Origin of the sequence: Hymenobacter coccineus (genome assembly GCF_001816125.1) — a bacterium.
Classification (GTDB): domain Bacteria; phylum Bacteroidota; class Bacteroidia; order Cytophagales; family Hymenobacteraceae; genus Hymenobacter; species Hymenobacter coccineus.
In genome coordinates this window covers 1-19,763 of record NZ_MDZA01000199.1, presented here as the reverse complement: position 1 = coordinate 19,763, position 19,763 = coordinate 1, and the positions used below count along the sequence as shown (strand labels likewise).

The 19,763-nt window shown below is 63.1% G+C and carries 15 protein-coding genes and 2 pseudogenes; 8 read left to right on the top strand and 9 right to left on the bottom strand.

What is annotated here, in order from left to right:
- Nucleotides 1-110 precede the first annotated feature (110 nt).
- A complete protein-coding gene (locus BEN49_RS12300) occupies nucleotides 111-500 on the top strand; it encodes a hypothetical protein (protein WP_070743847.1) in 390 nt (129 codons plus the stop codon).
- Between the two features lie 91 nt (nucleotides 501-591).
- A complete protein-coding gene (locus BEN49_RS12295) occupies nucleotides 592-1,071 on the top strand; it encodes a DUF4890 domain-containing protein (RefSeq protein WP_070743845.1) in 480 nt (159 codons plus the stop codon).
- A 175-nt stretch (nucleotides 1,072-1,246) separates the two neighbouring features.
- Here the strand turns inward: BEN49_RS12295 and BEN49_RS12290 are convergent, their stop codons facing one another.
- A complete protein-coding gene (locus tag BEN49_RS12290; protein ID WP_239691918.1) occupies nucleotides 1,247-2,845 on the bottom strand; it encodes a M28 family metallopeptidase in 1,599 nt (532 codons plus the stop codon).
- 247 nt (nucleotides 2,846-3,092) lie between these two features.
- Here BEN49_RS12290 and BEN49_RS12285 point away from each other — a divergent pair, with 247 nt between their 5' ends.
- The 6 genes and pseudogenes from BEN49_RS12285 to BEN49_RS12260 all read left to right on the top strand — a co-directional run bounded on the left by BEN49_RS12285 (nucleotide 3,093) and on the right by BEN49_RS12260 (nucleotide 12,310).
- Nucleotides 3,093-4,469, top strand: a complete 1,377-nt coding sequence (locus tag BEN49_RS12285; protein ID WP_070743843.1) for a TolC family protein — start codon at nucleotides 3,093-3,095, stop codon at nucleotides 4,467-4,469.
- An 18-nt stretch (nucleotides 4,470-4,487) separates the two neighbouring features.
- Complete coding sequence (locus BEN49_RS12280) at nucleotides 4,488-5,651, top strand: efflux RND transporter periplasmic adaptor subunit (protein WP_070743841.1); 1,164 nt, start codon at nucleotides 4,488-4,490, stop codon at nucleotides 5,649-5,651.
- A 43-nt stretch (nucleotides 5,652-5,694) separates the two neighbouring features.
- Nucleotides 5,695-8,948: pseudogene (locus BEN49_RS12275) on the top strand (efflux RND transporter permease subunit).
- Between the two features lie 226 nt (nucleotides 8,949-9,174).
- Nucleotides 9,175-10,113 carry a D-2-hydroxyacid dehydrogenase gene (locus BEN49_RS12270; protein WP_070743839.1) on the top strand — a complete coding sequence of 313 codons (939 nt, stop codon included), beginning with the start codon at nucleotides 9,175-9,177 and terminating at the stop codon, nucleotides 10,111-10,113.
- A 131-nt stretch (nucleotides 10,114-10,244) separates the two neighbouring features.
- Nucleotides 10,245-11,066, top strand: coding sequence for a bacteriorhodopsin-like (locus BEN49_RS12265; RefSeq protein ID WP_070743837.1), 822 nt, complete (start codon nucleotides 10,245-10,247; stop codon nucleotides 11,064-11,066).
- Nucleotides 11,067-11,335: 269 nt separating this feature from the next.
- Nucleotides 11,336-12,310, top strand: coding sequence for a beta-carotene 15,15'-dioxygenase, Brp/Blh family (locus tag BEN49_RS12260; protein WP_158022887.1), 975 nt, complete (start codon nucleotides 11,336-11,338; stop codon nucleotides 12,308-12,310).
- Nucleotides 12,311-12,510: 200 nt separating this feature from the next.
- Here the strand turns inward: BEN49_RS12260 and BEN49_RS12255 are convergent, their stop codons facing one another.
- The 8 genes and pseudogenes from BEN49_RS12255 to BEN49_RS12220 all read right to left on the bottom strand — a co-directional run.
- Nucleotides 12,511-13,014, bottom strand: a complete 504-nt coding sequence (locus BEN49_RS12255) for a pectinesterase family protein (RefSeq protein ID WP_262490201.1) — start codon at nucleotides 13,012-13,014, stop codon at nucleotides 12,511-12,513.
- A 216-nt stretch (nucleotides 13,015-13,230) separates the two neighbouring features.
- Nucleotides 13,231-14,052, bottom strand: a complete 822-nt coding sequence (locus BEN49_RS12250) for an enoyl-ACP reductase FabI (protein ID WP_070743831.1) — start codon at nucleotides 14,050-14,052, stop codon at nucleotides 13,231-13,233.
- Nucleotides 14,053-14,172: 120 nt separating this feature from the next.
- Nucleotides 14,173-15,846, bottom strand: a complete 1,674-nt coding sequence (gene recN, locus BEN49_RS12245) for a DNA repair protein RecN (protein ID WP_070743893.1) — start codon at nucleotides 15,844-15,846, stop codon at nucleotides 14,173-14,175.
- A 190-nt stretch (nucleotides 15,847-16,036) separates the two neighbouring features.
- Nucleotides 16,037-16,948 (bottom strand): type IX secretion system protein PorD, encoded by a 912-nt coding sequence (gene porD, locus BEN49_RS12240; RefSeq protein ID WP_070743829.1) that lies wholly within the window; start codon nucleotides 16,946-16,948, stop codon nucleotides 16,037-16,039.
- 22 nt (nucleotides 16,949-16,970) lie between these two features.
- A complete protein-coding gene (locus BEN49_RS30545; protein ID WP_070743827.1) occupies nucleotides 16,971-17,627 on the bottom strand; it encodes a phosphopantothenoylcysteine decarboxylase domain-containing protein in 657 nt (218 codons plus the stop codon).
- Nucleotides 17,628-17,798: 171 nt separating this feature from the next.
- Nucleotides 17,799-18,383: a flavoprotein gene (locus BEN49_RS30540; protein WP_317040446.1), complete on the bottom strand. Its 585-nt coding sequence runs from the start codon at nucleotides 18,381-18,383 to the stop codon at nucleotides 17,799-17,801.
- 9 nt (nucleotides 18,384-18,392) lie between these two features.
- The gene (locus tag BEN49_RS12225) at nucleotides 18,393-18,740 is read right to left on the bottom strand and encodes a DNA-directed RNA polymerase subunit omega (protein ID WP_070743822.1); all 348 of its coding nucleotides are present in this window, start codon (nucleotides 18,738-18,740) and stop codon (nucleotides 18,393-18,395) included.
- A gap of 76 nt (nucleotides 18,741-18,816) precedes the next feature.
- Nucleotides 18,817-19,620, bottom strand: a pseudogene (locus BEN49_RS12220) (outer membrane protein assembly factor BamD); the annotation flags it as partial.
- Nucleotides 19,621-19,763 lie beyond the last annotated feature (143 nt).

Here is a 19,763-nt window from a genome sequence, read left to right as displayed (position 1 = left end):
GTTTGCAAAGGGTATGGTACGAACGGCTTGCTCCGGTCTTCGCCAATCGAGCGGATAGCAAGCCCCGCCAACTTCCCTTCTCAACCCACCTTTCCCCCTCCCCCGCTCCGATGAAAACCTCCTTCTTCTCCGCCTTCGCTGCCATCGCCCTGCTCGCTAGCACCAGCGCTTTCGCCGCACCCGCCGCCAACCACGACCGCGACGACTACCGCCCGGGCCCCAGCAACCGCTACGACGACCGCAACAGCAAGGACTTCAACTACGGCTACGACCGCAAGCACCGCGTGACGCCCCGGGAGCAAGCCCGCTGGGAAGCCGCCCACCGCTACGACTACCGCGATGACCGCCGGGGCCCCGCCGTGGTGGTAGTGGCAACGCCCCAGCAGCAGGCCCGCTGGGAGGCCGAGCGCCGCAACAACTACGGCTACGCCAGAACCCACCGCGTGACCGACCAGGAGCGCGCCCGCTGGGATGCCGCCCACCGCTACGACCACCGTTAAGCTTTGGCCCCCCCGGCCAGTCCAACCCGCCGGGGGCCCTGTTTTTTTCTCCCCCTCTCTCTCTTCTCTTAATTATTTATTTTAACGCAACATGAAAAAGTACCTGTTCCCGCTGCTGGCCGCTTTCGCTCTCACCGCCGGCGCCGCCAATGCCCAGACCACCCCGCAGAACGGCGGGGGCCGACCCTCGCCCGAGCAAATGGCTGCCCGCCAGTCCGAGCGCATAACCAAACAACTGGGCCTCAACGCCGACCAGACCACGAAAGTGCAGCAAATCATGGCCGCCCGCGACCAGGAAATGCAGGGCATGCGCGGCCAAATGCAGGGCGGCACCGCCACCCGCGGGCAAATGCGCGACCAAATGGTGGCCGGCCGCGCCAAGTACGACGACCAGTTCAAGGCCGTGCTCACGCCCGACCAGTACACCAAGTACACCGCCATGCAGGCCGACCGCATGCAGCGGGGCCCCGGCCGGGGCATGGGCCCCCGCCGCGGCATGGCCCAGGACAGCACCGCCAAAAAAGGCAAAGTGAAAGTCAGAAAAGACAAAATGAAGGTGAAAGCCGAATAGCTGCCAGCCAGTCTTTTACAAAAAAAGCGCCCCTGCTACGTAGCAGGGGCGCTTTTTTGCGGGCATTCGGCAGAAGACCAGGCCACGGCGGGGCCCCGGGGCCCTGAGCTCGGTTTTAAGCCCGCGTTGATTTGTTTTCAGCAAATGTGCATCACCCAAAAACGCCCACTCTGCGCTACTGGGCCCGGGGCGGCGTGGGGACCGGCAGGGGCTTGCGGGGCAGCTTTTGGTCACGCATGGCGGCGTTGTACACGAACGAGGCCACCACGACCGAGGCCTGCTTGAGGTCGTCGGCCACGAGGCGGTCGTAGGTGTCCTGGTTGGAGTGGTGGGTGCGGGCGAAGTAATCGAGGCCGTCCTGGATGAACTGGAAGCCGGGCAGGCCCACGGCGTCGAAGGCCACGTGGTCGGTGCTGCCGGTGTTGCGCAGCGTCACGGTGGTGGCGCCCATGTCGGCGAAGGGAGCGAGCCAGGCGGTGAAAATCGGCTTCACGGCCTCGTTGCCCTGGGCGTAGATGCCGCGGATTTTACCGGCCCCGTTGTCGAGGTTGAAATAGCCGGCCAGCTTCTCGTGGTCGGGCTTGAGCTGCATGGTGGCGGGGTCGGCGAAGTGGTTCTTCACGTAGTTGCGCGAGCCGTGCAGGCCCTCCTCCTCCTCGCCCCACAGGGCGATGCGGATGGTGCGGCGCGGCTTCAGTCCGCTGGCCTTGAGGATGCGGACGGCCTCCATCATTACGGCGCAACCGGCGGCGTTGTCGGTAGCCCCGGTGGCGGCGTGCCACGAGTCGAGGTGGCCGCCGAGCATCACCACTTCGCTCTTCAGCTTGCGGTCGGTGCCGGGAATTTCGGCCACCACGTTGTAGCCCTTCAGGTCTTGGGTTTGGAAGTGGGTTTTGGTTTCCATTTCCACTTCCACCGGAATGCCGGCGTCGGCAAGGCGGATGAGGCGGAGCTGGTCTTCGCTCGACATTTCCAGCTCGGGCAGTACCGGCTTGGCGTCGGCGGCGTAGGGGGCCCCGTTGGTGGTGAACACGGTGCCGTCGGTGCCGCGGCCGGGGCTGAGCACGGCGGCCGCACCTTCGGCAATCAGCATGTCGGCCAGCTTGGCGCGCAGCTCGCGGGCGGTTTTCATTGCGGCCATGCGCTCGGCCGTAGCGGGCTCCACGGGGCGGTTGGCGGCGGTCATGGGGGCCGTGGCGGGGGCGTCGGCCAGCTTTTGCAGGTCGTCGGCGCTGAGGCGCTTGGCGTCGGGCTCGAAGTTGGGCTGCGGCGGGGTAGTCACCGGCAGCAGCACGATTTTGTCGCGCAACTGGCCCTGGTACTTGGCTAAATCAGCTTCGGTGGTGGCGCGCACCACCACTACTTGCTTGCGCAGGGCCCCACCGGGCGTGCTGGGCGTCCAGGCCTTCGGCACGCCAATCAGGGCGTGGTAGTAGGGCTTGGTCATGGCCACGTAGCTCTTGTCGATGTCCCAGCCGCGGCCGAAGTCGCCCCAGGGCTCCACAGCGGCGTTGGCCAAGCCATACTCGGCCAGCTTTTTCTGGCTCCAGGCGTTGGCGCGGGCCAGGCCCTCGGAGCCGGCCAGGCGCGGGCCGCACACGTCGGTGAGGTAGAAGGCAGTTTCCATCACCTTGGAGCGGTTCATGCCCTCGTCCTTGATTTTGGCCAGGGCGGCCGCGTCAGTTTTTTCAGGGGCCTGGGCCCAAGCGGGGGCAGCGGCCAGGGCCAGCAAGCTGGCCAGCGGCAGCAATTTGTGCAGCGAAGAAGTAGGCAAAGGGCGGAGCTTTTAAGGTGAAACATCCCTCAACGACGTTCCCCGCCGGGGCAGGTTGCACGGCACCGGCGGGGCTGTGCAGTTGCATCCTCCGCGGCAACCTTCATCATCAATATGTTAACGTATTGATAAATGCCTAATTAATCCGTTTTAGCACCCAGCTAGCGCGGGGCGGCAAGCAACCCCAGCCCCGCAAATGCGTCTTAGGGCCGATAACTTTTGTTCCCCAAACGGGTTGTGCCCCACTATGAGCATTGTAACCAACGCAGTGCGCGTGCAAGGTCGGCTGCTGGCCCTGCTCGCGTGCTTTTTATGGCCGGGGCTGGCGGGGGCCCAAACGGTCGCCACGCCCCCACCCGCCCCCACGGGGCCCCTCACCCTCCCCGAGTGCTTGCATTACGCCCTCGTAAACCAGCCCCTGGTGCGCCAGGCCCGCCTCGATGAGCTGAGCAACGAAGCCGACATCCGCATCTCCCTATCAGGCTGGCTACCCCAGGTAGGGGCCACGGGCACGGCCCAGCACTACTTCGGGCTGCCCTTCACCGTGTTTCCCGACCCCACCACGGGCATTAGCACCCCGCGCCAGTTGGGCGTGAAAAACGTGACTACGCTGGGCCTCTCAGGCACCCAGGTCATTTACAACAACGACGTGAACCTGGCCGCTCGGTCGGCCCGCTACACGCGGCTGGCCGCTGGCCAAAACACCGTGAACACGACCATCAGCACGGTGTCGGACGTGAGCAAGGCATTTTACACCGTGCTGCTTTCGCAGCGGCAGCTCGACGTATATAAGGAGGACATTGTGCGCTTGCAGCGCAACCTGCGCGACGCCAAGGCCCGCTACGACGCCGGCATTGTGGACAAGACGGACTACTTGCAGGCCGAGATTTCGCTGAATAACTCGCTGGCCGGCCGCAAGCAGGCCCAGGAGGCCATCAAGGCCAACACGGCCAACTTGCAGCAGCTGATGGGCATTTCGGCCGAGCGGCCCCTGGTGGTGCAGTACGACACGCTGAGCCTGGAGCAGGACGCGGTGGTGGACACGCTGGAGCCGCTGAACCCCGCCAGCCGCATCGAGTACCAGCAGGTGCTGACGCAGAAGTCGTTGCAGGGCCTCACCATCGACTACTACCGGTTGGGCTTTTTGCCGTCGCTCTCGGCGTTCGGCAACTACAATTCGGTGTACCAGGCCAACAACTTCAGCGACCAGTACAACATGCGGTTCCCGAACTCCTACGCCGGCATACAGTTAGGGCTGCCCTTATTCACGGGCTTCCGGCGCACCCAAAACCTGCGCAAGGCCCGCATCCAGGACCAGCGCATCGACCAAGACGTGCTGTACGCCCGCAACCAGATTGGGGCAGAGTACGCGGCGGCCCTGGCCAACTACAAGGGCTACTTCAACGACTACCTGGTGGGCAAGCGCAACCTGGAACTGTCAAAGGAAGTGTACAAAGTAGTCGATTTGCAGTACCGCGAAGGCATCAAGGCCTACCTCGATTTGCTGATTGCCCAAACCACGCTGCGCACCTCGCAGCTGAATTACTACAGCGCCCTGTTTCAGGTGCTGAGCTACAAGGTGGAGCTGCAGCGCACGCTGGGGGCCCTGCCCACCAATTACTAATCCCTCCGCTTCCGCTCGATGAACACTAAATACCTGGCCTTGTGCTGCACCTTGGGCCTAGTGGCCGGCGCTGCGTGCGGCAAAAAAGACGACGCCCAAAAGAACGCCGCCCCGCCCGCCACTCCGGTAAGCGTGGTGGCCGCCCGCACCACCGACGCTGTTTACTACGACGAGTTCCCCGCCACGGCCGTAGCCCTGAACAGCGTGGAGCTGCGCGCCCAGGTAACGGGCTTTGTGACGGCCCTGCTCTTCAAAGAAGGCGACCTGGTGCCCAAGGGTAAGGCGCTGTACGAGATTGACAAGCGCCAGTACGAGGCCGCCTACCAGCAGGCCCTGGCCAACCTGGGCAGCGCCCGGGCTTCGGCCCAGAACGCCACCGTAAACCAGGCCCGCTACCAGCGCCTGTTGCAGCAAGACGCCGTGGCGCGCCAGCTGGCCGAAAACGCCACCACCACCGCGGCCACCGCCGGCAGCCAGGTGGCCGCGGCCCAGGCCGCCGTCAACATTGCCCGCACCAACCTGAGCTTTGCCACCATCACGGCCCCGTTTGCGGGGCGCATCGGCATTTCGCAGGTGCGGCTGGGCACGCAGGTGAGCGCGGGCACCACGGTGCTGAACACGATTTCGAGCGAAACGCCGATTGGGGTGGACTTCGTGGTAACGGAAACGGACATCCCGCGCTTCACGGCGCTGCAAAACCAAGCCGGCGGCGTGGGCGACTCCACCATTCGCTTCGTGCTGCCCAGCGGCCAGCCCTACGGCCAGCCGGGTAAAATCCGGGCCATTGACCGCGGCGTGAACGCCCAGACCGGCACCATTACGGTGCGGGTGGAGTTTGCCAACCCCCAGCGCGTACTGAAGGACGGGCTGAGCGGCGTCATCAAGGTACTCAACAAGCAGTCGGGCAACCGCCTGGTGATTCCCTACAAAGCCATTGTGGAGCAGATGGGCGAAAACTTCGTGTACGTGGCCGCTGGCGACAGCGCCAAGCAGCGCAAGGTGCAGCTGGGGCCCCGGCTGGTTGACCAAGTGGTGATCCTCAAAGGCATTGCGGCGGGCGACAAAATTGTGACCGAAGGCGTGCAGAAGCTGCGCGACGGCGGCAAAATCCAAGTGAGTGCCCCGGGTGCGGCCGTGGCCGCGCCGGCGGGGGGCCCCGGCGGGGCCCCGGCGGCCAAGTAAACTACAGTCGCCATCCGGCGCAGCGTGCGTTAGCCAAGACATTATGATTGCAGAAACCTTTATTCGCCGGCCCGTCCTGGCCATCGTCGCCTCGCTGGTGATTGTGCTCGTGGGCTTGCTGGCAATGCGCAGCCTGCCCATTGGGCAGTACCCCGAAATCACGCCGCCCACGGTGTCCGTCACGGGCAGCTACATCGGAGCCGACGCGCAAACTGTGGAGCAAACCGTGGCCACGCCCGTGGAAGTGCAGGTGAACGGCACGCCCGGCATGACCTACCTGCAGAGCAACAGCACCAGCAACGGGCAGATGAGCATGACGGTAAACTTCGAAGTGGGCACCGACATCAACATTGCGGCCCTCGACGTGCAAAACCGCGTGGGCATTGCCCTGCCCACCCTGCCGCAGGACGTGCAGCGCCTGGGCCTGACGGTGCGCAAGCGGAACCCAAGCATCCTGATGCTGGTCGCCATGTACTCGCCCAAGGGCTCGCACAGCTCCACATTCCTCGACAACTACGCCAACGTGTTCATCAAGGACGCGCTGCTGCGCACCAAGGGCGTGGGTGATATTGTGAGCCGCGCCGACGACTTTTCGATGCGCATCTGGCTGAAGCCCGACAAGCTAGCCCAGCTGGGCATTACGGCCGGCGACATTTCGGCCGCGCTGGCCGAGCAGAACGCCCAGATTGCCGCCGGCTCTATTGGGGCCCACCGGCCGAAAAAGGCCAGCCGTTCGAGTACATCGTGACGGTGCAGGGCCGCCTGACTACGATAGAGCAGTTCGGGAACGTCATCGTCAAAACCAACCCGCAGGACGGGCAGCTGGTCTACCTCAAGGACGTGGCCCGGCTGGAGCTGGGTAAGTTCAACTACGCCAACAACTCGTTTGTGGACGGCAAGCGCGCCGCCTACCTGCTCGTGTACCAGGCCCCCGGCGCCAACGCCCTCGAAACCTACGACAACGTGCTGGCCACCATGGATCAGCTCAAAAAGCAGTTCCCCGCCGACCTCAGCTACATCGTACCCTTCGAGTCGGCGAGCGTGGTGAAGGTATCCATCAAAGAAGTGGTGGAAACGCTGGCCGAGGCGCTGCTGCTGGTGGTGGTCGTGGTGTTCCTGTTCCTCCAGAACTGGCGCTCCACGCTCATCCCGGTCATCGCCATTCCGGTGTCCATCATCGGCACATTCACGTTCTTCATTCCCCTGGGGTTTACCATTAACACGCTGACACTTTTTGGCTTCGTGTTGGCCATCGGCATTGTGGTGGACGACGCCATTGTGGTGGTGGAAGCCGTGGAGCACAACATGAACGAGCGCAACATGAACGTGCTCGACGCCACGCTGGAGGCCATGCGCGAGATTTCGGCCCCGGTTATCGCCATCGCCCTGATTCTGGCGGCGGTGTTTGTGCCGGTGGGCTTCATCCCCGGCATCACGGGGCGCCTGTACCAGCAGTTTGCCATCACCATCGCCATTTCGGTGCTGATTTCGGCCTTCGTGGCCCTGTCGCTCACGCCGGCCTTGTGCGTGCTGCTGCTGAAGCCCACCAAGCGCGACGAAAGCTCGACGGGTCTCAACAAGCTGTTTTTCAAGTTCAACACTTGGTTTGAGCGCGTGACGGAAAAGTACGGCAACGGCGTGGCGAGCGGCATTAAGCACTCGCGCTTCGTGGTCATCATTCTGGTGTGCATCATCGCCGGGGCCGGGCTGCTGTTCCGCGGCAAGCCCAGCGGCTTTTTACCCACCGAGGACGAGGGCCGTATTTTTATCACTTTCAACCTACCCGAAGGAGCCTCCACCGGACGCACCGTAGCCACGCTCCAGGAGATGATGAAGGAGCTGCAACACACCAAGGGCATCGCGCACTTCGCCGCCCTCGGGGGCCTGAACGCGGTTAACTTCTCCTCAAAATCCAACTCGGGCACTATTTTCTGCCAGCTCGCACCCTGGGAAGACCGCGAGGACAAGGCCCTGCAACTCCAGGGCCTGATGGCCAGCTTGCAGCAGCGCATGGCCCGCTTCAAGGAGGCCACCACGGTGGTGATTTCACCGCCCGCCATTCCGGGCCTGGGCAACACGGGCGGCTTCTCGTTCATTTTCCAGGAGCGCGAGGCCGGCGGCGACATTCAAACCTTCGACGCCAACCTCCAGAAATTCCTGGGGGCCATCCGCAAGCGCCCCGAAATTGCGTCGGGCTTTTCCTTCTTTACGGCCAGCACGCCGGGCTACAAGCTTGATATTGACCGCGAAAAAGCCAAAAAGCTGGGCGTTTCAATTGCCGACATTGGCTCGGCCTTGCGCACGTACCTGGGCAGCGCCTACATCAACGACTTCACGCTCTACGGCCGCACGTTCCGGGTGGTGGCCCAGGCCGATTCGTCTTATCGCGGCGACATTGCCAACATCGGCCAGTATTACGTGCGTAACTCGGCCGGCGGCATGGTGCCCCTGAGTACGCTCACCACGTACAAGCGCAACGAAACCGCGCCACTCATCTCGCACTACAACCTGTTCCGCTCGGCCGAAATCAACGGCAACCCGGCCCCGGGCTATAGTTCCGGCGATGCCATCAAGGCCCTGCAAGAAACGGCGGCCCAAACCATGTCCCAGAGTTACGGCTACGAGTTCTCGGGCCTGAGCCGCGAGGAGCTGCTGGCCGGTGGCCAGACAATCTACATTTTTGCGCTGTCCATCGTCTTCGTGTTCTTGTTTTTGGCCGCTCTCTACGAGAGCTGGTCGGTGCCGTTCTCGGTGCTGCTGGCCGTACCGGTGGGAATTTTCGGGGCCATTCTGGCGCTATTTTTTCTGCCTAAGCTCACCAACAACGTGTACGCCCAAATCGGCATGATCACGCTCATTGGCCTTTCGGCCAAGAACGCCATTCTGATCATCGAGTTTGCTAAAGAGCGGGTTGACAAGGGGATGCCGCTGGTGAAGGCCACCCTGGAGGCCGTCACCCTGCGCCTGCGCCCCATCATCATGACCTCGCTGGCCTTCATCCTGGGCATTCTGCCGCTGGTGTTCGCCTCGGGCGCGGGGGCCCAAAGCCGCCAAACCCTGGGCTGGACGGTGCTGGGCGGGATGCTGGCGGCCACGGGCATGGGCATTTTCATCGTGCCGGTGCTCTACGTCATCATCACCCGCTTCGCCTACGGCAAGGAAAAGCTGGCCGAAATGGAGAAAAACTACAAGCCCGACGAAGAACACGGGGGCCCTAAAAAGGACGACCAAGCCCCTGAGGACACCGCCACCAAAGACGGCGGGGCCCCGGCCGAAGGCACCGTTGCTCCGGCCTAGCCTGCCCCGCTGAACAAGCAATCGAACGTCGTGCAACGGTATTCCGGGCACGACGTTCTTTTTTTGCGGTAATCCCAAACGGGGTGGTCGGGCGATTTTTTCCGTCGTCGGGCCATTCTCACGATACCCCGGAGCCGCTATAGTAAGGGTGGCCCGACGACGGAAAAAGTCGCCCGACCACCCCGCCTAACCAACGCATTTTTTTCGGTCCTACCCATTTTTATCTATGCGCATTTTCATCTATTCGCCCCTCAGCCCCGCCGCCCGTACCTACCTGCACCAGCACCTGCCCGCGGGCCACACCGTCACTTTCAATGCCGATGTGCCGGCCGACGGACAAGCTGCGGCCTTCCAGCAGGCCGAGGCCGTGCTGGGTAATGTGCCGCCGGCGTGGCTGGCCACTGGGGCCCCGGCGGGCTTGCAGTTCTGGCAAATTGACTCGGCTGGCTTTGAGCGCTACCGCGGCGTGCGGCTGGGCGTACCGGTGGCCAACATGGGCGACTTTTTTGCCTGGCCCTGCGCCGAAACCATGGTGGCCGGCCTGCTGGCCCTCTACCGCCGCCTGCCCGAGCTGGCCGTGTTCCAGGCCGAGAAGCACTGGGTGGGCGGGGCCTTCGTGCGCAACCGGGCGGGCCTGCTGCGCGGCAAGCGGGTGGTTATTCTCGGGGCCGGGGCCATTGCGCTGGCCCTGCGCCAGCAGCTCAGCGGCTTCGCGTGCCCGGTGCAGCTGCTGGCCCGCACCAGCCCCGCCGCCGAACTGCACTCCGTGGAAGACCTGAAAGCGGCCCTGCCGGAGGCCGATATCGTCATCAACACCTTGCCGGGCAGCGCCGAGGGGTTCTTCTCGGCCGACCTCGTGGGGGCTCTGCGCCCGGGCAGCGTGTACGCCAGCGTGGGCCGCGGCAACACCACTAACGAGCCTGCCCTCATCGGGGCCCTGCAAGCCGGCCGCCTCGGCGGCGCCGTGCTCGACGTGACGGCCACCGAGCCGCTGCCCGCCGCCAGCCCCCTCTGGGCCCTGCCCAACGTGCTGCTCACCCAGCACACCGCCGGCGGCCAGCCCCTCGAAGACGAAGGCAAAGTGGACGTGTTCCTCGCCAATCTGGCCCACCTCCAAGCCGGTGAACCTCTGGAAAACGTGGTGGATTTGAGCCGCGGATACTAACGAACGAAAGGCCGCTTCCAGACAATTTAATTCCGGGAATGTTTAATAACATACTTTTTTAATTATTTGTAAAACATTAACGCACAATGGAATATTAAAGAGGCATACTTTCACCTAAACGCCCACCCGCCATGCAGAACTTGTTTCTCGACGTCATGAAGATTCCGGTTGACGACCCGGTTGCATTCACGTTTTTCACCGGGTACATGGCCATGGCGGCCGCGTCGGTGTTTTTCCTTTTTGAGCGCGGCACCGTAGCCGACAAGTGGAAAACCTCGCTCCTAATTTCGGGGATGATTACCGGCATCGCCGCCGTGCACTACTACTACATGCGCGACTACTACATCACCACCCACACAACGCCCGTGGCCCTGCGCTACATCGACTGGACGCTGACCGTGCCGCTGATGGTGATTGAGTTCTACCTGCTCGTGCGGGGGGCCGGGGCCAAAATCGGCCTACTTTGGAAGCTCGTCATCGCGGCCGTGTTCATGCTCGTGTGCGGCTACATCGGCGAGGCCTTCACCGACGGCTCCAAATTCCACTCGAACCTGTGGGGGGCCCTGTCCACGCTGGGCTACTTGTACATCCTGTACTCGGCCTGGTACGGCGAAATCGCGCAGCTGGCGGCCAAGTCCGATTCTGCGGCCGTGCAAAAAGGGGTGCGCTACTTGTCGTGGTTCATCTTCGCGGGCTGGGCCATTTACCCCATCGGCTACATGGCCATGCCCGGCGGCCTGCTCGGGCCCGACGGCCTCAACCTGCTGAAGTCGTCCAGCCTCGACCTGATCTACAACCTGGGCGACGCCGTCAATAAAATTGGCTTCGGGCTGGTCGTGTACGGCATTGCCCGCAGCGAATCAGCGGTGAAAGCCGACCCAGAAAGCACGCCGTCCGAAGCCGGTACCAGGGCCAGGGTGCAGCCAGGCATCCAGTCCGGCGCGGTGGCTTAGCCAGGGGTGTTACGCAACGCGCAGTAGCGCAAACTTTGCAGTTCTAGCTCCTCCCCTGGGGCACTTAAATCTAGAGCGCTGCGTAATATCAGTTAGTAAGCAGGGCCCGTTTCGCCCCTATGTTGCCCACGGGCCGCTGCTCCGCTCTGCGGCGTAGCGGCCGTGTTGATTACCCCTTTTTTTTCCACCTACCATGGCACTTAGTTCTGCCTCCAGCTGGCCCCAGCGGCGCTACTCCTACGCGGCCGTGCTGGCGCTGGCGGGACTGGGTGCGGCCTTTCCGGGCGCCGCCTGGGCGCTGCTGGGGCCCCCGCTGGCCGTGGGCATGGTGGTGCTGGGCGTGGCGCACGGGGCCTGCGACCAATTGGTGCTGCCGGCCGGCCACGCCCCGGGCCCGGGCCAGTGGGTGGCGGTACTGGCTGGGCTTCCTGCTCGGCTACCTGGGCCTGGCGGGCTTGGTGGGGGCCCTGTGGTGGGCTTGGCCGGCGGCCACGGTCGGCGGCTTCTTCTTGCTGACGGTGTGGCACTGGGGCTCGGCCGACGCACCGGCCGGGCCCCGGCCGGCGGCGTGGCTGTGGCTGGCGCACAGCTGCCTGCGGGGCCTGCTGCTGTTTGCCGTGCCCTTGTGGGGCTGGCCCACCCAGACCGCGGGCGTCGTGAACGGGCTACTGGCCTTCACCGGGGCCCCCACGGTGCCCACCGCCACGCTGGCCACGGCCGCCACGGCCCTCGGTGCGGTGGTGGTGGCGGGCCACCTGGCCCTGTGGGCCCGCTGGGCCTACCGCCGCCAGTGGGCCCGGCTCTGCACCGAACTGGGCGAGGTGGTGGTGCTGCTGCTGCTGCTGTTGGCACTGCCGCCCCAACTATCGGTGGCCGTGTACTTTATATTTTGGCACAGCCTGCAACACGTGCTGCGCCTCACGGGCTGGCTCGGCTACGCACCGGCTCCCGGCCAGCCGCGCCCCGCAGCCGACTTGATGCCCCGGCTGGCCTTCTTCCTGCGCCGGGCGGCCCCGCTCCTGCTGCTAAGCTGCGCGGCGCTGCTGGTGCTGGGCCGCCTGCTGGCCCCCCACTTGCACAGCGGGGCCGCCTGGTTCAGCCTGGCGCTGGTGGTGGCCTCCATCGTCACGCTGCCCCACGCCCTGCTCGTCACGCTGGTGATGGACGCGCCCCGGTGGCGAGCCGCGCCCGGCGCAGGTAGCCAGCGCTGGCTGGGCCCCAGGCTGCAAAAGCAAAAAGCCTGACCGCTACAGCGGTCAGGCTTTTTGCTTTTATAAATTTTACTACCAGCACGTTACCAAAAATTGTAGGACTGCGCTACCCTAGCAGTTGCTCGTAGCTTTCCCGCGCACCAGCGGCAGAGCGTCTGAGGTATAAGCGGCAACCGATCCGGCGGTGAACAACACGGAGACTGAGCCGTCCACTATTGCCGATGATGCAAGCGTTATTCGGCCAGTGAGTTCCAGCCGTGCAGCGCCTGCGCGGGCGTGTAGCGCTGGGCCTCGGCAGCGGTGAGCTGGTGAGCCCACGGGGCCCGCTGCTGGGGCGCGGCGCCGGGGCCCCTGCTTTGGTATTCGGCGTAGTAAGCGGTTTTCTGGTTGGCCGTCTTGTTCCACTCGTCCCAGCCGGCAGGGCGGATGGCAGCGCTCAGCTCACAGTCCAGGTACACAGTTTTGGGGAAGGGGCGCCAGGGCCGGCCCAGGGCCACGCTGCCCGCCGGCGCCGGCGCACTAATGCGGCAGCGGTGCAGCACGTAGCCGTAGCTTATGGTATCGGGCGTGGACGCGGCCGTGACAAAACCGGCCGTTTTGCACACAATGTCGCAGTTCTCGAACCAGGCCGTGGACGAGCCAAAGATGAAATCCACCGTGCCCTCGATGTAGAAATCCTGGTAAAACTGCCGGCTGCACCGTACGAAACTGCCCGCTGCCGTCCTGCGCCACCACAAAATCGTAGGCCCGCGCGGGGCCCCCCAGCAGCCAAAGGCTCAGGAAAAGCAGCAGGTTTTTCATAGCAGCAGCAGGTGGGAAGGTCCCAAACTAAGCAGCGCTTCCGCCCGAAACCTACCTTTTTCTCCGCAATCGTTGCCGGCAAAACCGCTTGGGGCACAAAAAAAACCTGACCAGTTACGGCCAGGCTTTTTTCGTGGGGCCCCAGCGAGCGGTTAGCCGTTGGCCTTTTCCATCAAATCAGCCATTTCCTGCGAGATGCCGGTGGTGCTGAAGCCGCCGTCGTGCATCAGGTTCTGCATGGTCACGTAGCGGGTGAGGTCCGAAAACAGCGAGATGCAATAGTCGGCGCAGGCCTCGGCGGGGGCATTGCCCAGCGGCGACATCTTATCCGCAAACTCGTAAAAGGCGTCGAAGCCGCTGATGCCGGCGCCGGCCGTGGTTTTGGTGGGCGACTGCGACACGGTGTTGACGCGCACTTTCTTGAGCTTGCCCAGGCGCTGGCCGTAGCTCCGGGCAATGCTTTCGAGCATGGCCTTGGCCTGCGTCATGTCGGTGTAGTCGAGGAAGGCGCGCTGGGCGGCGATGTAGCTCAGGGCCACCACGCTGCCCCATTCGTTGAAGGCGTCTTGCTTCTCGGCCACGGCCAGCATCTTGTGGAACGAGAGGGCCGAAATGTCAATCGTTTGCTGGAACCACTGGTAGTTCAGCTCGCCATAATTTTTGCCCTTGCGGATGTTGGGGCTCATGCCAATGGAGTGGAGCATGAAGTCGAGCTTGCCGCCCAACTGCTCCTGGGCCCCGGTAAACAGCTTTTCCAAATCCTCCACCGACGTGGCATCGGCCGGGATGATCGGGGCGTTGCACTCCTCGCTCAGCTTGTTGATTTCGCCCATGCGCATGGCCAGCGGGGCATTGGTGAGCACGAAGCGGGCCCCTTCGGCGTGGGCGCGCTGGGCCACTTTCCAGGCAATGGATTTCTCGTTGAGGGCACCGGAAATGATGCCGACTTTGCCGGCGAGCAGGTTATTAGCCATGTTGAATAGCGGGTGGGTGGACGGGGGGAATGAGGGCGCAGCCGGGGGCCCCAGCCAGCGGCTGGCCCCGAATGCGGGCGCAAGTTAGCCGTTGAGTTTGGCCCGCCCGCCGCCGGGGCCCTACCCGGCCATGGCCTCGCCGCGCAATGCCAGCAGCTCGCGGGCGCTTTGCAGGGCATTGGCGCTGGGCTTGGCACCGGCAATCATGTGGGCAATTTCCCGGATGCGGTCGTCCTCGCCGAGCTGGCGGATGCGGCTCACGGTGCGGTCGGCGCGGTCTTCCTTGTACACAAAGTAGTGGGCGTCGCCAGCCGCCGCCATTTGCGGCAGGTGCGAAATGGCCACCAACTGGTGCTTGCGCGCCATTTGCTGCATCATGCGGCCCACCTTCACGGCAATTTCTCCGCTAATGCCGGTGTCGATTTCGTCGAATACTATCGTGGGCAGCGCCGTTTTGTCGGCCAGCATGTACTTCACGCACAGCATCAAGCGCGAGAATTCGCCCCCCGACGCGGCTTTGCTCAGCGTCTGGGGCTGGGCCCCTTTGTTGGCCGTGAAGAGGATGTTCACCACGTCGGTACCGCTGGCGCTGGGGGCCCCAGCACGGTGGTCCACCACAATGCGGGCATTGGGCATGCCCAGGTCGGCCACCAAGTTGCGCAGCTCCTGTTCGAAGCGCGGAAACGACTTGCGCCGGCTCTCCGAAAGCTTGGCCGCCTGCTTCGTCACGGCGGTCAGGGCGGCTTCCACGTCTTTGCGCACCCGGGCAATCTGCTTGTCGAGGTTCAGCACATTGCCCACTTTCTGGCGTAGCTCATCGCGCACGATGATTAGGGCCCCCAGGTCGCGCACCGTGTGCTTGCGCTGCAAGGTATAGAGCACGTTCAGGCGCTCTTGCAGCTCTTCGGCGCGGGCGGGGTCGCCCTCGGTGCGGCGCTCGGCGGTTTCCACCTCGTCGGCAATGTCGTGCAGCTCAATCAAGCAGCTTTCCAGGCGCTGGCGCAGTTCGCGGAAATTGTCAGAGTAGCTCGAAACCTGGCCCAGCAGCGTTGAGGCGTCCTTCATGGTGCCGGTGGCGCAGCTTTCGCTGTCGCGCAGCCCGTGCAGGGCCTGGCTCAGCTTGTACTTGATTTCCTCGGCGTGCTCAAGCTGCTTCACTTCCTGCTCCAGCGCTTCCTGGTCTTCATTGTCGAGGCTGGCTTCCTCCAACTCGTTCAGCAAAAAGCTATTGTAATCCAGCTGCGCGTTGGCCTGGTTCGACTGGTCCTCCAAGGTTTTCAGTTCGGCCTCCAGCTTACGGTACTGCCGGAAGGCGTTGCTGTAGTGCGTGCGCTGCGGTACCAACCCGGCGTAGAGGTCGAGCAGGTTGAGCTGAAACACGGTGTCGCCGAGCAGCAGCGTGTCGTGCTGCGAGTGGATGTCCATCAGGTTGGCTCCAATTTTCCGCAGGGCCTCCAGCGTCACCGGCGTGTCGTTTACAAAGGCGCGCGACTTGCCCGTGGGGCTGATCTCGCGGCGCAGAATGCACTGCGCGTCGTAGTCCAGGTCCTCGGCCTCAAAAATGTCTTGCAGTTGGTAGCTGGCAATGTCAAACTGCCCCTCAATCACGCACTTGCGTGCCGTGTCGAACAGCAGCTTGCCGTCGGCTCGATTGCCCAGCAGCAGCCCAATGGCCCCTAGCATGATGGATTTGCCGGCTCCCGTCTCGCCGGTGATGATGTTGAGCAGCGGCGACGGCCGCAGCTCCAGCGACTCAATCAGGGCGTAATTCTGAATGCGTAAATCGACTAACATAATTGGGTAGATGGGGCCGGGGTGGGCACGGGGTAGCGTGGCCAAAGTCAGCCATTCTAGCTGAATAAGTAATTGGGCCGGCGCTTCATAGGGCCCCGACGCATTATTTATTAAAGTTAACCCCGAAGTTTTGGCAAATGCTAACGCCCACTCAGTTATGTAATAACCAATATATTACCATCCCACCGCGTTAGCGGGCCGTGAGGATGGCTTGGTATTTTGGTGCGTTGGTCGCGTCGATGTTCACCAGCATCGTCACCAGCTGCTGCTTCTGGTTTTGGTCGGAACTGGTGCGGAAGATATTGGCAATCTCGTCAGCCTTAGCGTCAAAGAAGTACCGGAAAATCGGCTCGCTCACCCGCAGCGACGCCGCCGCGTTGATGCCCGTTAGGGCCCCCAGCACGGCCGTGCGGGCTTCCTCGGGCTTCTCGATAAAGATGTCCATCCCCTGCCGGTAATAGGCGTAGGAGCCGGTGCGGAAGGCTTCGAGCTGCGGATCGGTGAGGTTGGTGAGGAGCTGGTAGCGGCTACGCAGGCCCCCGCCGTTGGTCCAACTCGGGTCCTGGCCCTCGCTGCTGCTCTGCGAGGCCGAATAGGTCATGATGAGCCGGGCATTTTCGAAATACTGCGTGCCCCCCAGCTTGCTGAACGTGTCGCGGTCGAGCCCCACAATGATGTTGGCGTAGAAGCCCAGCAGCGACGAGAGGTTGGAAACGAAGCTGTTGGGCGAAAAATCGAGCGAGTTGGGCGGCGGGTAGTTGAAGTTAAAGCTCTTATCAACGATGCTGATGACGTTGGTTTCGTAGCCCGTGCCGTAAATCGGGCGGGTCGAAAGCAGCCGCATCGTGGCCTGGTACGCCGGGGCCGTGCCGCCCGTGAGCACCACGAACATGCGGCACTTGATGCGTTCCTTTTCCTGGTACGTGGTGTTGGTCCAGGTGCGCGTATTCATAAACGCCGAAATATCGCGCTGCAAATTGGCCACGATGCTCTGGTCGGTAATCACCACACTCGGCCCGATGGATACCTCCACGACGCAGTTCAGCTCCTGGGCCCGGGCGGGGCCCCCAGCAACAGGAGTAGCAGCGGCAACAGGGACCAGATTTTACGCATTACTAATTCAATCAAGTAGTTATAACTGCCGCGCGACGAACCAAAACCAAGCGCACCAACTCACCGGCCAGATCGGTTTTGGCCATCAACTCAAAGGTAACTACCTGGCCGGCGCGGTCCAGCACGCTCACTTTGTTGGTGTCATGGCCAAACCCGGCCCCAGCGTCGCGCAGCGAATTCAGCACCACAAGGTCGAAATTTTTACGGTGCAGCTTTTCCTGCGCATGGGCCAGTTCGTTCGTCGTCTCCAACGCAAAACCGACGGCAAATTGTTCAGCCCGCTTAGTATGGCCGAGAGTGGCAGCAATGTCCACATTCTTCACCAGCTCCAGCGTGAGCGTGTCGCCCGCTTTTTTAATTTTCTCGGCGGCCACGTGGGCGGGCCGGTAGTCGGCCACGGCGGCGGCAAATACCCACACGTCGGCCGCGGGGGCCCCGGCGGCGGCGGCGGCGTACATCTCAGCGGCAGTTTCCACGCGCGTCAATTGCACAGCCGGGTGGGCCGGCGCGGGCAAAGCACTGGGCCCGCTGATAAGGTCAACCTGGGCCCCCGCCGCCGCGAATGCCGCCGCCAGCGCGTAGCCCATCTTGCCCGTCGAGCGGTTGCCGAGGAATCGCACCGGGTCCAGCGGCTCATAAGTAGGGCCCGCGGTAATGATGACGCGCATTTTTTCAGTTATCAGTTAAATGCTCGTTTTTATTTGAACGCACTACTCAGGCGGTGATGCTGAGCTTATCGAAGCATCTCTACCGCTCACTAAATCAATCGTTCAACGACGCTGGAGAGATGCTTCGACAGGCTCAGCATGACGTGCCATTCTGCATCAACAACCTCTCAATCAAACAGGTCTGCTAAAAAAAGCCGCTAGCTCGGCCACTATCTGCTCGGGCTCCAGCATGCGGCCGGGGCCCACGAGGCCGCTGGCTAGCTCACCGCTGGGCGAGTCAAACACGTGGTTGCCGAAGCTGCGCAGGCGCGCCAAGTTCTGCGTCACGGCCGGGTGGGCGTACATGTCCAGGTCCATGGCCGGGGCCAGGAACACCGGGCAGCGGGCCGACAGGTACACGGCGCTCAGCAAGTTGGGGCACAGGCCGTTGGCTAGCTGCCCGAGGGTGTTGGCACTGGCCGGCGCAATGAGCAGCGCATCGGCCCACAGCCCCAATTCGACGTGGTTGTGCCACTGCCCGGACGCCGCATCACGCAAAAAGCCCGTCAGGACGGGCTTTTTGGAGAGGGTGCCCAGCGTGAGGGGCGTAACGAATGCGGCGGCGGCTTCGGTGAGAATGACCTGCACCTCGGCCCCGGCCTGCACCAGCAGCCGCGTGAGGGCAGCGGCTTTGTAGGCGGCAATGCTGCCGCTCACACCCAGCAGTAGGCGGCGGCCCGCCAGCGGCGACGAGGGCAACGGAGCGGGCGGCACCACCGGCGGCAATTAGAACAGCTCGCGGGCCAGGGGCACTTCCACCGGGTCGGGGGTGGTGTAGTGCAGCTTACCCTCTAGGAACTCCTCGATGGCAAGGCTGGTGGGCTTGGGCATGCGCTCATAGTGCTTCGAAACCTCGATTTGCTCGCGGTTCTCGAATACTTCTTCCAGGTTGTCGACGGTGGAGGCGAACTCGGCCAGGCGGTCGTTCAGCTCCTCTTTTAGCTTGATGGAGAGTTGGTTGGCACGCTTCGAGATGACGGAAATGGCTTCGTACACGTTGCCGCTTTCGATGCTAAAATCGGCCATGTTGCGCGTCACGATGGAACTGGATACGGCGTTGGGAGCGGGTTTCATGGGCACTGATGGGTTACTTGATTGAGAATAAATGCGGGCCGGCAGCAGGCGATGCCGGGGCCCCGGCGGGACGAGCCTAGGGTTGTTTGGTAGCCGCAGCCTCGGCCCCGGGAATGGCTTTCAGCCGTTCCAGCTCGGCACGGCTATCGTCGTACATCGACTGGGCCAGTTTCAGGCTTTTGCTCTGCGGAAAGGTGTCGATGAAGTGCTGGTAAAACGCCACGGCGTCGAGAAACCGTTCGCGCTGCTTCGATTCGATGCTCTCCTTGGCCCAAGCGTACTGGGCGCTCAGGCGCAGGAAATCGGCCTGGTCGATGTATGGCGAAGCCGGGTAGTTCTGCTCGAACACGCCCATCGCCGTCACGGCCGCTTGGTTGTAGCGCAGCTTGTAATACAGCTCGGCGGCACCAAAGGCTTTACTTTCCAGCTTCTTCTGCAACTCCTGCGACATGCTCTCCGTTTCTGGGCGGAATTTGCTTTCGGGGTAGCGGTTGATGAAATCCTGGATGACTTCGAGGGCCGACGTGGTATTGGTCTGGTCCAGCTCAAAGCCCGGCGAGTCGCGGAACAGCGACTTGGCGTGCATAAACGAGGCCTCTTCGGTGTATTCCGAGTTGGGGTACGTATCGGTGAACTGCTTGAAGTAGTAGGCCCCCAGCACATAGTTGCGCTGCTTGAAGTTAGTATTAGCGAAGTAGAACTGCGCCTTTTCGGCCTCGGGGCGGCCCTTGAGCAGCGGAATCAGGTCCTCCAGCAGCGTACCGGCGCGGAAGTAGTCGCCCGCATCATAGTAGCGAATGGCGGCCTCGTACTTCTTGTTCACGTCGCCGCTCTTGAGCAGCTTCTGGTAGCCAGGGTTGCAGGCCCCCAGCAGCAGCGCGGCCCAGGCAGAAGAAAACGAGCGTTAAGCGGGAAAATGGCATAAGTAACAACAAAAGGTACGATGGCAATCACAAACCGGAAACGGCCGCCGGGGCCCGGGCCGGGGACGGGCGGGCCCGTTGGGCTTGGGGGCTAGACCGC

Excerpts from the sequence above, each read along its gene's own strand:
- BEN49_RS12300 (WP_070743847.1), top strand. The coding sequence starts at position 111 with ATGAAAACCTCCTTCTTCTCCGCCTTCGCTGCCATCGCCCTGCTCGCT.
- BEN49_RS12295 (WP_070743845.1), top strand. The coding sequence starts at position 592 with ATGAAAAAGTACCTGTTCCCGCTGCTGGCCGCTTTCGCTCTCACCGCC.
- BEN49_RS12285 (WP_070743843.1), top strand. The coding sequence starts at position 3,093 with ATGAGCATTGTAACCAACGCAGTGCGCGTGCAAGGTCGGCTGCTGGCC.
- BEN49_RS12280 (WP_070743841.1), top strand. The coding sequence starts at position 4,488 with ATGAACACTAAATACCTGGCCTTGTGCTGCACCTTGGGCCTAGTGGCC.
- BEN49_RS12270 (WP_070743839.1), top strand. The coding sequence starts at position 9,175 with ATGCGCATTTTCATCTATTCGCCCCTCAGCCCCGCCGCCCGTACCTAC.
- BEN49_RS12265 (WP_070743837.1), top strand. The coding sequence starts at position 10,245 with ATGCAGAACTTGTTTCTCGACGTCATGAAGATTCCGGTTGACGACCCG.
- BEN49_RS12250 (WP_070743831.1), bottom strand. The coding sequence starts at position 14,052 with ATGGCTAATAACCTGCTCGCCGGCAAAGTCGGCATCATTTCCGGTGCC.
- recN (WP_070743893.1), bottom strand. The coding sequence starts at position 15,846 with ATGTTAGTCGATTTACGCATTCAGAATTACGCCCTGATTGAGTCGCTG.
- BEN49_RS30545 (WP_070743827.1), bottom strand. The coding sequence starts at position 17,627 with ATGCGCGTCATCATTACCGCGGGCCCTACTTATGAGCCGCTGGACCCG.
- BEN49_RS12225 (WP_070743822.1), bottom strand. The coding sequence starts at position 18,740 with ATGAAACCCGCTCCCAACGCCGTATCCAGTTCCATCGTGACGCGCAAC.